The organism is Pseudoflavonifractor sp. BSD2780061688st1 E11, assembly GCF_005844125.1.
GTDB classification, from domain to species: domain Bacteria; phylum Bacillota; class Clostridia; order Lachnospirales; family Lachnospiraceae; genus Sellimonas; species Sellimonas catena.
In genome coordinates, this window is sequence record NZ_SPHM01000017.1 from 8,159 (window position 1) to 22,267 (window position 14,109).

A 14,109-nucleotide genomic window follows, 5' to 3' on the forward strand; every position below is an offset into this window, starting at 1 on the left:
AAAAAAACGCTCCGCGGGATGCGCACTCGCGCAAAGCAGAAATTTGTCGCTAAAGCGACCGCGCTCGGCGCGAGAGTTCCGTTTGCGGAACTCTTTGTTCTAGCAAAACAGGAACGGATCATATAAAAGGATGTGACATGGCAATGAAAACTGTTGAAATAAAAGTATGCGACTTTTGAAAATATAAAAATTGTTGAAAAAACAGTTGACATTATCGTAAAAAGTGTTATTCTGTATATAGAAACTGTTGTTTCAATGAAAATAAACTGTTGAAACAAAAGGAGGGTATTATGATTTACACAGTAACGTTGAATCCGGCACTGGACAAAACGGTGGAAATTCCGTCTCTGACCGTTGATGCTGTCAACCGGATAACATCTATGAGGACTGATCCAGGAGGAAAAGGGATCAACGTCTCAAAGGTGATTCAAAAGCTTGGAGGAGCGAGCGTTGCCGCAGGAATTCTGGGCGGGGATACCGGAAGAGCGATCCTTTCGGCCCTTACGGAGATGGGACTTACGACCCTCTTTCACTTTGTGGAGGGTGAAACGCGTACCAACATGAAAATCATTGATCCGGACAATCATACGAATACGGATATCAATGAACCGGGAGTGACCGTGTCGGAAGAAATTCTGGAGAAGCTTTTAGAAGAACTTCTGGCAAAAGTAACGAAAGAGGATATTGTTGTCATATCCGGCAGCATGCCAAAAGGATCTCCGAAAGATACTTATTACACCTGGACAAAAGCATTCCGTGAAAAGGGTGCGAAAGTAATTCTGGATGCGGACGGGGATCTTCTGAAAGCAGGACTGAAAGCCTCCCCGTACCTGATCAAGCCGAATAATCATGAACTTGGTGCTTTGACAGGACGGGCTCTTGAGACACCGGAGGAGATAGCTGAAACGGCTGCGGAACTGATGAAAGAGTACGGGATCGGGAAGGTTGTTGTTTCCATGGGAGGAGACGGAGCTGTCTATGTGACAAAGGACAAAACGATCTACGCGGAAGGACTGAAGGTACCGGTAGGAAGCACCGTGGGCGCTGGAGACAGTGTGGTTGCAGCACTTGCAGTATCGGAAGAAGAAGGAAAGACTCTGGAGGAGACAGTAAGACTTTCCACGGCAGTGGGAGCGGCAAACGTGATGTGCAGCGGCACACAGGCGGCGGAATATGAAGTAGTGGAAACACTGCTCCCGAAAGTGGTATTCAGGACGATCTGAGAACTGCTTTGAAAAGATGATAGCGGTTGCAAAGAGAAAAATATTTATTTAAAATAAAGAAAGGAGTTTTATTATGAAAGCAAAAGGAGTACGGCTTCATGCGGCAAATGATTTACGTCTGGAGGAATTTGAACTTCCGGAAATTACGGATGATGAGATTTTAGTAAAGGTGGTTTCAGACAGTATCTGTATGTCTACATACAAATGTGCTATTCTTGGAACCGAACACAAACGTGTGCATGAGGATGTAGCAGAGCATCCGGCAATCATGGGACATGAGTTCGCGGGAGATATCGTAAAGGTAGGAAAGAACCATCAGGACAAGTTCAAACCGGGAATGAAATTTACTCTTCAGCCGGCTCTGAACTATAAGGGAACAATGTGGAGCCCGGGATATTCTTACGAATTCTTCGGAGGAGATGCAACATACTGTATCATTCCGTCTGAGGTAATGGAGCTGGGATGCCTTCTGGAATACAAGGGACGTGCCTACTATGAAGCATCTCTGGCAGAGCCGATGTCCTGCAGTATCGGAGCATTTAATGCTGCTTATCATACGAAGATGGGCGTATATACACACCAGATGGGAATCAAAGAGGGCGGAAAGCTTGCGATTATGGCAGGAGCAGGCCCGATGGGACTTGGTGCACTGACCTACGCACTTCACAGAGACATCCGTCCGTCCATGATTGTCGTGACAGATCTGAATCAGGAGCGTCTGGACAGAGCAGCATCTCTCTTCCCGCCGGAAGAGGCTGAAAAGGACGGCATTGAGCTTCATTTTGTAAATACTGGAAAACTGGAAGATCCGGTTGCAGAGCTTCTGAAAATTTCAGGAGGCACAGGATATGACGATGTACTCTGCTATGCTCCGGTTGCACAGGTTGTTACACAGTCCAGCGCGATTCTCGGAAGAGACGGCTGTCTGAATTTCTTCGCAGGTCCTACAGACAAAGAATTCAGTGCAACTATGAACTTCTATGATGTACATTATAATTCTACTCATGTAATGGGAACAACAGGCGGAAACACAGCTGATATGATCGAGTCTCTGGAGCTGACAGCGGAAGGAAGAATTGATCCGGCAGTCATGGTTACCCATATCGGAGGACTGGATTCTGCAGCAGAAACAACTCTGAATCTGCCAAAGATCCCTGGAGGAAAGAAGTTGATTTACACACATCTTTCCATGCCTCTTACCGCACTTTCTGATCTGCGTGCAAAAGGAGAGGAAACAAAGGATCAGCGTCTGGTTGATCTGGCGGATATTGTAGATGCTCACAATGGACTGTGGTGTCCGGAAGCGGAGGAGTATCTTCTTAAAAACTTTATTCAGGAATAATTGTGTCAGGACAGCCTGTCTGTGTTGTCCCGGCATGGACAGGAGGAATATATGGATTCAATGGAAATGCGCAGAAATGCGATTGTTCAGCTGATCAATGAAAAAGAGACGGTCAGTTTTGCTCAGATAAAAAAGAAGTTTCCAAATGTGTCGGAGATGACACTGCGTACAGATCTGAAAGCACTGGATGAGGAAAAAAAGATCCTGCGTGTACACGGAGGGGCGAAATCCGTGCAGGTCATCGTAGGAACAGATGGATTTCTGAACCGTAAATCTGTATACAACATTTCGGAAAAAAAGGAGATTGCAAGGAAGGCACTTGCGTTGCTGAAACCAGACACAACAGTGTTTCTGGATTCGGGAAGTACAGCTACGGCATTTGCGGAACAGATTCCGGATGACTCTTATTTGATTTATACAACAGGACTGAGCTGCGCAACGAAGCTGGCCGGACTTACGAAACCAACGGTAATGCTTCCGGGAGGGAGGCTGAACCGCTACAGCCAGAGCGTGTTCGGAATTTCCGCCATCAAAGAGCTTGAGCGGGTGAATTTTGACCAGGCGTTTTTAGGGGTCACAGGATTTCATCCGTCGGTAGGTTTCTCCTGCGGCATCAGCGATGAGGCGTTATTAAAGCAGACCGCGATCCGACAGTCCGATCAGGTGATCGCCCTGATGGATTCTTCCAAAATTGATGTTAAATGCAGTTTCAGTTTTTGCGGACTTGCCGATATTGACATTATTGTCTCTGACGGGAAACTGCCGGAAGAATTTTTGGAGGAATGCCGGAAATACGGCGTACAGGTCCTGTAAACAGGAAAATGATATAGCTGAACCCATTCTCCATTGAAGATTTGAGAGTGAATGGAGGACGGATTTGTGAAAAATAACATACAGCGTTTTGGTAAATTTTTATCGGCAATGGTAATGCCGAATATCGGTGCATTGATTGCCTTTGGCTTTCTTGCCGCGCTTTTTATCGACACCGGATGGATCCCGAATAAAGGATTCAACAGCATGGTCAGTCCGATGCTGACATACCTTATCCCGATTTTGATCGCCTCAACCGGAGGACGTATGATCGGCGGGGACCGCGGACGTGTGGCGGGCGCCATTGCAGTAATTGGTGCGATTATGAGCAATACGGAAATTACAATGCTCATGGCGGCCATGGTAATGGGTCCTCTGGCAGGATTCTGTGTCAAGAAGTTTGACGAAGCGATGGACGGACATATGCCGGCAGGATTCGAGATGCTGATCAACAACTTCTCGGTCGGCATCATCGGTATGGTTCTGGCTATGCTTGGATACGTAGCAATCGGACCATTCATGAGCGCGATTCTGATGATTTTATCAGCAGGCGTCAATTTCCTTGTGGAACACAGTGTGCTTCCACTTGTGTCAGTGTTTGTGGAACCGGCGAAAGTTCTCTTCCTCAATAATGCGCTGAACCACGGTATTTTTACACCGATTGCAACGGAACAGGCAGCAGAAGCAGGAAAATCCATCATGTACATGCTGGAGACCAATCCGGGACCGGGACTTGGTGTTCTGCTTGCTTATATGTTCTTCTGCAAAGACAAGGTGACAAAAGATTCTGCACCGGGTGCAGTGATCATTCACCTTCTGGGAGGTATTCATGAGATTTATTTCCCGTATATTCTGATGAATCCGGTTGTGATTGTTGCGCCGATTCTTGGAAATATGGCAGCTATTCTTTGGTACACCATTACCGACTGCGGCCTGGTCGGACCGGCGTCACCAGGTTCCATCATTGCCTACCTGATGGTATCGCCGGGATCTGATCTTGTCAAAGTACTGATCGGTGTCGTGATTGCGGCCGGAATTTCCTTCGTGGTTGCCTCTCCAATTGTCAAAATGGCAGGAGGAAGAAGCCTTGAGGAAGCTCAAAACGAAATGGCAAGCATGAAGCAGGCTGCAAAAGGGGAAACAACAGTACCGGGAACGATTGAACGTTCCGAAGAAGTGAAAAAATCATCTTCGCATGCGATGCAGGTATGGGATCTTCCGCGATGGGAGCAACCAAATTCCGCAACAGGATCAAAAATGACCGCCCGGATATTACGGTATCCAATACATCGGTCGATACAATACCGGCAGACTGTGATATCGCAGTCGTACAGACAACACTTGCTGCCCGCGCGAAAAAAGCAGCGCCGCAGGCACAGCTGATTACAATAGGAAATTTCCTTGCGGATCCGGCGCTGGATGCCTTGTATGTACAGCTGACAACCGGTGATGCTCCGGCAGCACCTGCGGGAGAAAATACGGACATTCTTATTCCGGACACACCGATCAAAAAACAGGTGATCGTTGCGGACGGAATCCGTCTGGGACAAAAACCGGTAACAAAAGAGGAGGCCATTCAGGCAGCCGGAGAACTTCTCGTAAAACTCGGATACGTGGACGAATCTTATGTAGAAGCAATGCAGGAACGGGAAAGACTGGTATCTACCTACATGGGCATGGGCGTTGCCATCCCGCATGGAACGACCCAGGCAAAAGGAACAGTAAAGAAAACAGGAATTGTATTTTTGCAGTATCCGGAAGGCGTCGATTTCGGTGCGGAAAAAGCACAGCTTGTGTTCGGTATCGCCGGAATCGGAGACGAACATCTCGATCTTCTCGGAAAACTCTGTACCCTTCTGGAAGACCCGGCACTTCTGGAAACATTAAAGACAACAGACGATGTAGACTGGGTACTGGAACAGTTATCATAATATCATTTATTTTCGGGGACGTGTTCCGATGCACAGGAACACGTCCCCGATGTTATGTGTGTACTCTTGCGGCTTCCTGTGAAGTTTGCTACAATAAAGAAAGTGGAAAAAGAAACGGAGGAAAGAGATATGACATATGAAGAGATATTAAAAGAAGCACGTACCTGTATCGGCCAGTACTGCAAAGCATGTCCGGTCTGCAATGGTAAGGCATGCAGAAATCAGATACCGGGTCCGGGAGCCAAGGGCGTGGGTGATACAGCTATCCGCAACTATGATAAATGGCAGGAGATCCGTGTAAACATGGATACGATCTGTGCAGGGGGAGCTGCGGATACCTCAGTGGAGCTGTTCGGAAAGACATTTAAGTACCCGTTTTTTGCAGGCCCGGTAGGAGCAGTGAATCTGCATTATGGTGAGAAGTACAATGACCAGACTTACAATGATGTTCTTGTATCTGCCTGTGCAAAGGCAGGGATCGCAGCAGTGACCGGAGACGGTGTGGATGCAAATGTGATGAAGTTTGCGTGTGAGGCGATTCAGAAAGAAGGAGGACTTGGAATTCCGACAATCAAGCCGTGGAATCTGGAAACAGTGAAAGAAAAGATGGAGCTCGCAAAGCAGGCAAAGGCATTTGCGGTTGCCATGGATATCGATGCGGCCGGACTTCCGTTCCTGAAAAACATGACACCTCCGGCAGGAAGCAAGACCGTGGAAGAGCTGCATGAGATTGTCAGCATGAGTGATGTGCCGTTTATCGTAAAAGGTATCATGACGGTGCGCGGTGCGCTGAAGGCTGAGGCGGCAGGAGCTGACGCAATCGTTGTGTCCAACCATGGAGGACGTGTGCTGGATCAGTGTCCGTCTACAGCAGAGGTACTTCCGGAGATTGTGGATGCAGTCAAAGGAAAGATGAAGATTTTCGTGGACGGCGGAATCCGTTCCGGTACAGATGTATTCAAGGCGCTGGCGCTTGGTGCAGATGGAGTCTTTATCTGCCGTCCGTTTGTGACAGCAGTCTTTGGAGCAGGAGAAGAAGGCGTGCGTACTTATATTGAGAAGATCGGAAGTGAGCTTGCGGATACGATGGGAATGTGCGGAGCAGCCTCCATCAAAGAGATTACAAGAGATATGGTCCGCATTTAATCAGGAGGAAGCAACATGCTGTTTATTGAATATCCAAAATGCAGTACCTGTCAGAGAGCCGGTAAATGGCTGGAAGCGCAGGGAGCCGAGTTTGAAAGAAGAAATATTGTAGAGAACAATCCGACCAAAGAGGAGCTGAAAGCCTGGCATCAGAAAAGCGGGCTTCCGCTCAAGCGGTTTTTTAACACAAGCGGCATGAAATACCGGGAACTGGAATTAAAAGACCGTTTGAAGGAGATGAGCGAGGACGAGCAGTATGAACTTCTGGCAACAGACGGGATGCTTGTAAAGCGCCCGCTCCTTGTAGGAGAGGATTTTGTGATTCCGGGATTCAAGGAAAAAGAATGGGCAGAAAAAATCGGGTAAAGGAAGCGTAAAAGACAATGCGGGAACAGCTGACAGAGCATGATGTAAAGAAGATTCAGGAGGAGATCGAGTACCGGAAACTGGTTGTCCGCAAAGAGGCGATCGAAGCGGTCAAAGAGGCAAGGGCACACGGCGACCTGAGCGAAAACTTTGAGTATCATGCGGCAAAGAAAGACAAAAACCGAAACGAAAGCAGAATCCGTTATCTGGAAAGAATGCTGAAGACGGCGAAGATTGTAAAGGATACGTCCGCGTCGGATGAAGTAGGGCTTAATAATCTGGTGGAAGTCTACTTTCCGGAAGATGATGAGACAAGCACCTTTAAACTGGTCACTTCCATCCGCGGCAATTCTCTGGACGGCAAGATCAGCATCGAATCGCCGCTTGGAAAGGCGATCCTGAAAAAGCATGCAGGAGACCGCGTGAGAGTGAAAGTAAGCGACGACTACAGCTACGAGGTTGAGATCCGTTCCATTCAAAAGACAACGGACGACGAGGATGACAAAATCAGAAGCTATTAAAACGCAGGCGGCGGAAGTCCCGGAAGATACCGGAGATTCCGCCGTTTTTGTTTAACAGGAAACTTCGTTCCCTGTTAAACAAAACGCTCCGCGGGATGCGCACTCGCGCAAAGCAGAAATTTGTCGCTAAAGCGACCGCGCTCGGCGCGAGAGTTCCGCGAGCGGAACTCTTTATTCTTTGGAACTTTTTCAAAAAACTGCATAAAATCACGGAAAGAGAAGATACTAGAAAGCAAAAAAAGGAGTGCGCCAAATGAGTGGAAATACCGAGCTTTTAAATTTTGTGTATCAGAATTCCCAGATGGGGATTGAGACATTGAGCCAGCTGATTGAACTTTCCGATGATGAGGAGTTTAAAGAATGTATGGAGAAGCAACTGGAAAAGTACAGGGAATTCAACAAAGAGGCCAGAAGGCTTCTGGAAGAGCGGGGACATAACGAAAAATCCATCGGCATGTTTGACAGGCTGAAAACGTATCTGATGATCAACCTTCAGACGATGAATGACAAATCCGCCTCCCACATGGCTCAGATGCTGATTGAGGGAAGTAGCATGGGAGTGACCAATGCCTTGCAGGATCTGAGGAAGTATGAAGATGCGGACACGGAAATTCTTCGCCTCATGCGGAAACTTTACAAATTTGAAGAGAAAAATGTGGAAACCTACAAGGCATTCTTGTAGAAAAAGAGGAAAACAACACTCTGCTATACGGACGGCAGGGTGTTTTGTTTTGTGAAAAACAGCTGTTGATAAGAGAAAGCGCATAATGTTCATTAGAAATACTTACATAAAGATGGGCGATTACACTGGAATAACAAAGGCAGTTTGCGTTATAATGAATAGGAACGATGAAAAACAAACGGCAAAGGAGAAAATTCATGGAAATGTTATCAATCGAACAGGAACTGAAGGGAAATTCTTATCCGGGACGTGGAATTATCATTGGTAAGACACCGGACGGCAAAAAGGCAGTGACAGCCTATTTTATTATGGGACGCAGCGAAAACAGCCGCAACCGGATCTTTGTAGAAGATGGACAGGGAATCCGCACCCAGGCTTTTGATGAATCAAAGCTTACAGACCCAAGCCTGATTATCTATGCACCGGTGCGTGTGCTTGGAAATAAGACTATTGTGACAAACGGAGATCAGACCGATACGATTTATGAGGGAATGGACAGGCAGCTTACATTTGAGCAGTCTTTAAGAAGCAGAGAGTTTGAGCCGGACGCTCCGAACTACACCCCTCGTATTTCCGGAATCATGCACATTGAAAACGGAAACTACAATTATGCGATGTCAATCTTAAAGAGCGATAACGGAAGACCGGAGAGCTGCCAGAGATTTACGTTTGCATACAATAACCCGGCAGCCGGAGAGGGACACTTTATCCATACATATAAATGTGACGGAAATCCGCTTCCGAGTTTTGAGGGAGAGCCGAAACGGATTGCTGTTCCGGATGACATCGAAAGTTTCACAAATCTTCTCTGGGAGAGCCTCAACGAGGAGAACAAAGTATCTCTTTTTGTACGTTATATTGATGTTGAAACAGGAAACTATGAGACAAAGATCGTAAATAAGAACAAATAGGAGCGGATCGAGAATGAAAGAATTAGAATTAAAATACGGATGTAACCCGAATCAGAAACCGGCTAAAATCTTCATGAAAGACGAAAAAGAGCTCCCGATCAAAGTACTGAGTGGCAGACCGGGATATATCAACTTTCTGGATGCGTTCAACGGATGGCAGCTGGTAAAGGAGTTAAAAGAGGCGACCGGACTTCCGGCGGCAACTTCTTTTAAGCACGTATCACCGGCAGGAGCAGCGGTAGGACTTCCGCTTTCCGATACATTAAAGAAGATTTACTGGGTGGATGATTTAGGAGAGCTTTCCCCGCTTGCATGTGCATACGCAAGAGCAAGAGGAGCGGACAGAATGTCTTCTTTCGGTGATTTCATCTCTCTTTCCGATGTGTGTGACGTAGCTACTGCAAAGATTATCAAAAGAGAAGTATCCGATGGAATCATTGCTCCTGGATATGAACCGGAAGCGCTTGAGATCCTGAAGCAGAAAAAGAAAGGAAACTACAACATCATCGAGATTGATCCGGAATATGTGCCGGCTCCGATCGAGCACAAGGATGTGTTCGGTATTACTTTTGAGCAGGGACGCAATGAGTTAAAGATTGATGACGACTTTTTCTCCAATGTGGTAACAGAAAATAAAGAGCTGACTGATCAGGCGAAGATCGATATGGCAATCTCCATGATTACATTGAAATATACACAGTCCAATTCCGTATGCTATGTCAAAGACGGACAGGCCATCGGAATCGGTGCAGGACAGCAGTCACGTATCCACTGTACAAGACTTGCAGGAAACAAGGCAGACAACTGGTTCTTACGTCAGTCTCCGAAGGTACTCGGACTTCAGTTTGTGGACGGCATCGGACGTGCGGACAGAGACAATGCCATCGACCTTTATATCGGGGATGAATACATGGATGTCCTCGCGGACGGCGTATGGGAAAAGACATTCAAGGTAAAACCGGAAGTCTTCACAGCTGAGGAAAAGAGAGCATGGCTGGATCAGATGACCGATGTAACCCTTGGATCCGACGCATTCTTCCCGTTTGGAGACAATATCGAACGTGCCCACAAGAGCGGTGTGAAATATATTGCGCAGCCGGGTGGATCTGTAAGAGATGATAATGTCATTGAGACATGCAATAAATATGGAATGGTAATGTCCTTTACCGGACTCCGTCTGTTCCACCACTAAGAATCAGCTAAATACAGAAAAGAAAACGGGGATAGGACTTTTGGTCCTATCCCCGAGGTTGTCTTATCCACGTAGTCCTGCGATGATCCGTTTCGGATGAAGAAAGAGCTCCAGCGCTTCCTCGGAGGAGTGCACACACAGATCGCAGTAAGGCAGGAGGGGCGGATACATACCCTCCCGGTCTATGACCGCGATGGAAAGGGCGGCTTCTTTCAGCATGAAAAGGTCATTGCGTCCGTTCCCGATACAGGCACAGCAGGACGCTCCGGTTTCTTGGAGTTTCTGAAGTTTATAGGAAGCAGCATCAGACGTTGGGAAGGTGTCCAGAAGAAGGGGGATGCTCTGGCATTCTGCGGCAGCGGTTCCATGGGTGTCGGCGGTCAGGACGTGGATGGTCAAGGATTCAGAGAGTTGGATAAGAAGTTCCCTTACACGATCTCGGATCCTGCCGTCTTCAGCAATGGTGCCATTATAGTCCAAAAGCAGATGGTTGATGGTAAGGGTCTGATAACCTGGTATTTCAATTTGCATTTCTAAACCTCCTTAGGTCCCTGACTGGGTCAAGTCTCTTTCTATTATACAATAAAACCAATACGATAGATATGAAAAGAAGCGGCAGCGTTCGGTGAAAGTCACGCTATCAGACTCTTTTTGTCATACCTGGATTTGGGATTTTCTGGCCAACACTGTAAATACTGTCAAAAATTTCATAAAGAATAAGTCAAAACATACAAAAAATATAAAAAATACAAGTTTTTTATAATAAAACTTGACAAAATATTACGGGGGGAGTAAAATAGAAGCGTTAGAAAAGACATAGAAATAGAAAGAGAGAAAACCATAGTCATGTAGGGTCGTTTATCATCAATCAGGTCATATCATAAGGAAGATCAGACTGACTTTTTTTGTGCCGTCTGTTATGCGGAGGGTGAGACGGAGTGGGAGAACTTTTCGCTCTTTTTGTTTCGGAACAGGAGAAAGGAGAAACGAACTATGAGAAAGAAAGTAATTTCCTGTCTGCTTGCAGGGATTATGACCGTATCGCTTGCGGCTTGCAGCGGCGGTGGGGTCAGCAGCAATGACGCTTCCAAAGACAGCGGAAAAAGCAGCGCTGATACCGAAGTCGGCGTAGAGCAGACAGCAAAGCCCCAGGCGCCTCCGGAAGACGCGCCGGTTGGAGGAAAGTTTGTCGTTCAGATCACACCGGGTACCCTCTCACCGGATATGATGGATGGATGGTCTGCAAACGCTACTAACACCGGATTTATCAGGTTGATGAATGGTTACTATCTGACGGATACGACCAGAGACAGAACCATTGACTGGGATCCGGTTGTAGTCAAGTCCCATGAAGAAACGGAAAATGAGGACGGGTCCACAACATTTACTGTGGAGATTAATGATAACCTGAAATGGAACGACGGATCCGGTATTACGGCAAAGGATTATCTTTTTGGCATCATGTACCGTTCTTCCCAGGAATTTGCGGAGTGTGAAGGCGATGCGACGACAGGAAGTGTATTGGTCGGATACAATGAGTTCCGTAATGGCGAGAAGAAAGAGTTCACCGGCCTAAGACTGCTTGGAGACTACAAGTTCTCTATTACAGTTGATGCTGAAAACCTGCCAAACTACTATGTACTTGGCGACATCGGATTTTCACCGGAACCGATGGCAGCTATTGCTCCTGGAACAGATGTCCTGGACGATGGAAACGGATGCTACTTTAATGATCAGTATACAGCAGAAGTCTTAAGAGAGACGCTTCTGGATCCGAACACAGGATTCCGTTATAAGAGACCGGTTGTCTGCGGACCTTATCAGTTAAAGAATGTGGATATCGGATCCGAGACGGTGGAACTTGAGATCAACAAAGAGTATCTGGGTAGATATGATGGAACCAAACCTCATGTTGAGACGATCATTTCGAAACCGATCGCTACCGAAACATGGAGAGATGAGTTTGAAAAAGGAACGGTAGATTACTTCTATTCTTCCAAGGGTGAGACCATCGACTCCACTTTGACAAAAGTAGAAGACGGAGAGATCAAAGCTAACTACGGTATTGTACCGCAGGACAGTGTAAGCGAGTTCCGTTTCGCATGTGATTTCGGAGCAAGCCAGTTCCCGGAAGTACGCCGTGCTTTTGCTTACATTATTGACCGTGATGAAGTGAACAAGCAGATTTCCGGCGGATACGCAAGCGTTGTAGACTGCCTTGCTACAGAAGCGATGGAAGACTACCAGGAAACAAAGGACGAGCTGGAAGGGGAACTGACACATTATACATACGACATCGATAAGGCAAAACAGGAACTCATTGATGGCGGCTGGACACTCAATGAAAAGGGTGAAGAATTTAAAGAAGGTACTGATAAAGTACGTTACAAAGAAGTGGACGGGAAACTGATGCCTCTGGAACTGAAATGGGCTTATTCTGAAGATGACCTTACAGATCTTTGCAACACGATCATTCCGCCGGAAGCTGAGAAGATCGGTATGAAATTTGAGGGAACAAAGATGGACTTCGCACAGATGGTCAATCATCTGAACAGAGAAGGCGTTGACGCCACATACAACGTATTTTCCTGCGGCGTTGTTTTGCCGGAGTTCAGCTCCTGGTGGTATTTCTTCGACGACGCACCGGAGAGAATGGGACTTTGGAACTACTACCGTATCAGCGATCCGGAACTGAAGAGCATCACAGCTTCCATGCAGAAAGTAGAACCGGGCGACACAGAAAAATACCGTGAGCTTTTTGTAGAATTTGAAAAAGAAATCAACAAGAAGATGCCGGGGGTGGTTCTTTCCACGGGTACCCAGTACTGGTTTTACAATCCGAAGTTAAAGAATTTCGTTCCACGTTCCTACGACAACTGGTGGTTCTTCATTCTGGATGCATATATCGAAGAGTAAGTATCGGAATGTAATACAAGCAAAAAGGAGACAGGCTTCTTCTGTCTCCTTTTTGTAGAAAAAGTGGGGTTAATTAGGTATGGTAAAATACATTTTAAAAAGACTTGCCTACATGGTGATTGTCTTCCTGATTTTGTCCGTCTTACTGTTCTGCCTGTTTAAGATGGTTCCGGGTGATCCGGCACGTATGATGGTAGAAGGACAGAAAATGAGTGTATCACCTGAGAAATATGAGATGCTCTACCAGGAGGCGAGAGCCCGTCTGGGACTTGATAAGCCTCTGGTGATCCAGTATTTTAGCTGGTTTGGCAACATGCTCAGAGGCGACTTTGGCTACTCCTCGGTGTACCGGATTCCGGTACTGGATTTGGTAGGGCCGCCAATGCGTAATACCGTCTGCCTGAACCTGGTATATTATGTGATCCTTTTCCTCATCACGATTCCGCTTGGAATTAAGGCGGCCGTGAAGCAGAACTCACCGTTTGACACAACTGTTCAGGTGACAACGATTATCGGAATCAGTATCCCGTCCTTTATCACGGCCCTGATATTCATCTTCCTTTTCGCCATTACTCTCCCGATCTTTCCGATCAGTGGTATGGTGACGACCGGAGCCGGGTACACAGGACTGAGGGCGGTCATCGATTATCTTTATCATCTGTGCCTGCCGGTGATCGTTATGGTCTTTGCGGGACTTGGAGGTCTGACAAGATATGTGCGGGGTGCTCTTCTGGATGCGCTCTCTATGGACTATGTGCGTACGGCAAGAGCTAAGGGACTTAGAGAGAAGACGGTGATCTACAAACATGCCTTTCGGAATGCGCTGATCCCGATCACCGGATATGTGGTTGGATCCATCGTGGCGATTTTCGGCGGTTCCATTATTATTGAAACACTGTTCTCCTGGAAAGGAGTAGGAAAGCTTTTGATTGATTCTTTGAACCAACAGGATTACACGGTTGCGCTGGCTATGCAGATGTTCTATATTCTTCTGGCGCTGGCGGCAAATCTGATTACCGATTTGTGTTACTGCCTCGTAGATCCGAGAATCAAATTAGAGTAATGGAGG

The 14,109-nt window shown here is 46.8% G+C and carries 13 protein-coding genes and 1 pseudogene; 13 read left to right on the forward strand and 1 reads right to left on the reverse strand.

Going from position 1 to position 14,109, the window contains the following annotated elements; translation table 11 throughout:
• The first annotated feature begins 290 nt into the window (after positions 1-290).
• The 11 genes and pseudogenes from pfkB to FGQ85_RS09320 all read left to right on the forward strand — a co-directional run bounded on the left by pfkB (position 291) and on the right by FGQ85_RS09320 (position 10,124).
• On the forward strand, positions 291-1,223 hold the full coding sequence (gene pfkB / locus FGQ85_RS09275) for a 1-phosphofructokinase (protein WP_087253467.1): 933 nt from the start codon (positions 291-293) through the stop codon (positions 1,221-1,223).
• A gap of 73 nt (positions 1,224-1,296) precedes the next feature.
• The gene (locus FGQ85_RS09280; protein ID WP_087169606.1) at positions 1,297-2,565 is read left to right on the forward strand and encodes a zinc-binding dehydrogenase; all 1,269 of its coding nucleotides are present in this window, start codon (positions 1,297-1,299) and stop codon (positions 2,563-2,565) included.
• Positions 2,566-2,616: 51 nt separating this feature from the next.
• Complete coding sequence (locus tag FGQ85_RS09285; RefSeq protein WP_087169607.1) at positions 2,617-3,378, forward strand: DeoR/GlpR family DNA-binding transcription regulator; 762 nt, start codon at positions 2,617-2,619, stop codon at positions 3,376-3,378.
• Positions 3,379-3,492: 114 nt separating this feature from the next.
• Positions 3,493-4,203: pseudogene (locus FGQ85_RS19010) on the forward strand (PTS transporter subunit EIIC); the annotation flags it as partial.
• Positions 4,204-4,598: 395 nt separating this feature from the next.
• On the forward strand, positions 4,599-5,306 hold the full coding sequence (locus tag FGQ85_RS19015) for a PTS sugar transporter subunit IIA (RefSeq protein ID WP_279233658.1): 708 nt from the start codon (positions 4,599-4,601) through the stop codon (positions 5,304-5,306).
• Positions 5,307-5,435: 129 nt separating this feature from the next.
• On the forward strand, positions 5,436-6,452 hold the full coding sequence (locus tag FGQ85_RS09295) for an alpha-hydroxy-acid oxidizing protein (protein WP_138373312.1): 1,017 nt from the start codon (positions 5,436-5,438) through the stop codon (positions 6,450-6,452).
• Between the two features lie 15 nt (positions 6,453-6,467).
• On the forward strand, positions 6,468-6,818 hold the full coding sequence (locus tag FGQ85_RS09300) for an arsenate reductase family protein (RefSeq protein ID WP_138373313.1): 351 nt from the start codon (positions 6,468-6,470) through the stop codon (positions 6,816-6,818).
• A gap of 17 nt (positions 6,819-6,835) precedes the next feature.
• Positions 6,836-7,339: a transcription elongation factor GreA gene (gene greA, locus FGQ85_RS09305; protein WP_138373314.1), complete on the forward strand. Its 504-nt coding sequence runs from the start codon at positions 6,836-6,838 to the stop codon at positions 7,337-7,339.
• A gap of 253 nt (positions 7,340-7,592) precedes the next feature.
• Positions 7,593-8,021, forward strand: coding sequence for a hypothetical protein (locus tag FGQ85_RS09310; protein ID WP_138373315.1), 429 nt, complete (start codon positions 7,593-7,595; stop codon positions 8,019-8,021).
• 197 nt (positions 8,022-8,218) lie between these two features.
• Complete coding sequence (locus tag FGQ85_RS09315; RefSeq protein ID WP_138373316.1) at positions 8,219-8,932, forward strand: IMP cyclohydrolase; 714 nt, start codon at positions 8,219-8,221, stop codon at positions 8,930-8,932.
• A gap of 13 nt (positions 8,933-8,945) precedes the next feature.
• Positions 8,946-10,124, forward strand: a complete 1,179-nt coding sequence (locus FGQ85_RS09320; RefSeq protein ID WP_118636835.1) for a phosphoribosylaminoimidazolecarboxamide formyltransferase — start codon at positions 8,946-8,948, stop codon at positions 10,122-10,124.
• A gap of 63 nt (positions 10,125-10,187) precedes the next feature.
• Here the strand turns inward: FGQ85_RS09320 and FGQ85_RS09325 are convergent, their stop codons facing one another.
• Positions 10,188-10,655, reverse strand: coding sequence for an HAD family hydrolase (locus tag FGQ85_RS09325; RefSeq protein WP_048620444.1), 468 nt, complete (start codon positions 10,653-10,655; stop codon positions 10,188-10,190).
• Positions 10,656-11,117: 462 nt separating this feature from the next.
• On the opposite strand from FGQ85_RS09325, the gene FGQ85_RS09330 reads away from it, so the two are divergent.
• Both FGQ85_RS09330 and FGQ85_RS09335 read left to right on the forward strand, forming a co-directional pair.
• Entirely contained in the window at positions 11,118-13,040 is a 1,923-nt protein-coding gene (locus FGQ85_RS09330) for an ABC transporter substrate-binding protein (RefSeq protein ID WP_087167730.1), read from the forward strand.
• 79 nt (positions 13,041-13,119) lie between these two features.
• Positions 13,120-14,103, forward strand: coding sequence for an ABC transporter permease (locus FGQ85_RS09335; protein ID WP_024733403.1), 984 nt, complete (start codon positions 13,120-13,122; stop codon positions 14,101-14,103).
• The last annotated feature ends 6 nt before the right edge of the window (positions 14,104-14,109 follow it).

Excerpts from the sequence above, each read along its gene's own strand:
- FGQ85_RS09300 (WP_138373313.1), top strand. The coding sequence starts at position 6,468 with ATGCTGTTTATTGAATATCCAAAATGCAGTACCTGTCAGAGAGCCGGT.
- FGQ85_RS19015 (WP_279233658.1), top strand. The coding sequence starts at position 4,599 with ATGGGAGCAACCAAATTCCGCAACAGGATCAAAAATGACCGCCCGGAT.
- FGQ85_RS09335 (WP_024733403.1), top strand. The coding sequence starts at position 13,120 with ATGGTAAAATACATTTTAAAAAGACTTGCCTACATGGTGATTGTCTTC.
- FGQ85_RS09315 (WP_138373316.1), top strand. The coding sequence starts at position 8,219 with ATGGAAATGTTATCAATCGAACAGGAACTGAAGGGAAATTCTTATCCG.
- pfkB (WP_087253467.1), top strand. The coding sequence starts at position 291 with ATGATTTACACAGTAACGTTGAATCCGGCACTGGACAAAACGGTGGAA.
- FGQ85_RS09310 (WP_138373315.1), top strand. The coding sequence starts at position 7,593 with ATGAGTGGAAATACCGAGCTTTTAAATTTTGTGTATCAGAATTCCCAG.
- FGQ85_RS09295 (WP_138373312.1), top strand. The coding sequence starts at position 5,436 with ATGACATATGAAGAGATATTAAAAGAAGCACGTACCTGTATCGGCCAG.
- greA (WP_138373314.1), top strand. The coding sequence starts at position 6,836 with ATGCGGGAACAGCTGACAGAGCATGATGTAAAGAAGATTCAGGAGGAG.
- FGQ85_RS09330 (WP_087167730.1), top strand. The coding sequence starts at position 11,118 with ATGAGAAAGAAAGTAATTTCCTGTCTGCTTGCAGGGATTATGACCGTA.
- FGQ85_RS09285 (WP_087169607.1), top strand. The coding sequence starts at position 2,617 with ATGGATTCAATGGAAATGCGCAGAAATGCGATTGTTCAGCTGATCAAT.
- FGQ85_RS09325 (WP_048620444.1), bottom strand. The coding sequence starts at position 10,655 with ATGCAAATTGAAATACCAGGTTATCAGACCCTTACCATCAACCATCTG.
- FGQ85_RS09280 (WP_087169606.1), top strand. The coding sequence starts at position 1,297 with ATGAAAGCAAAAGGAGTACGGCTTCATGCGGCAAATGATTTACGTCTG.
- FGQ85_RS09320 (WP_118636835.1), top strand. The coding sequence starts at position 8,946 with ATGAAAGAATTAGAATTAAAATACGGATGTAACCCGAATCAGAAACCG.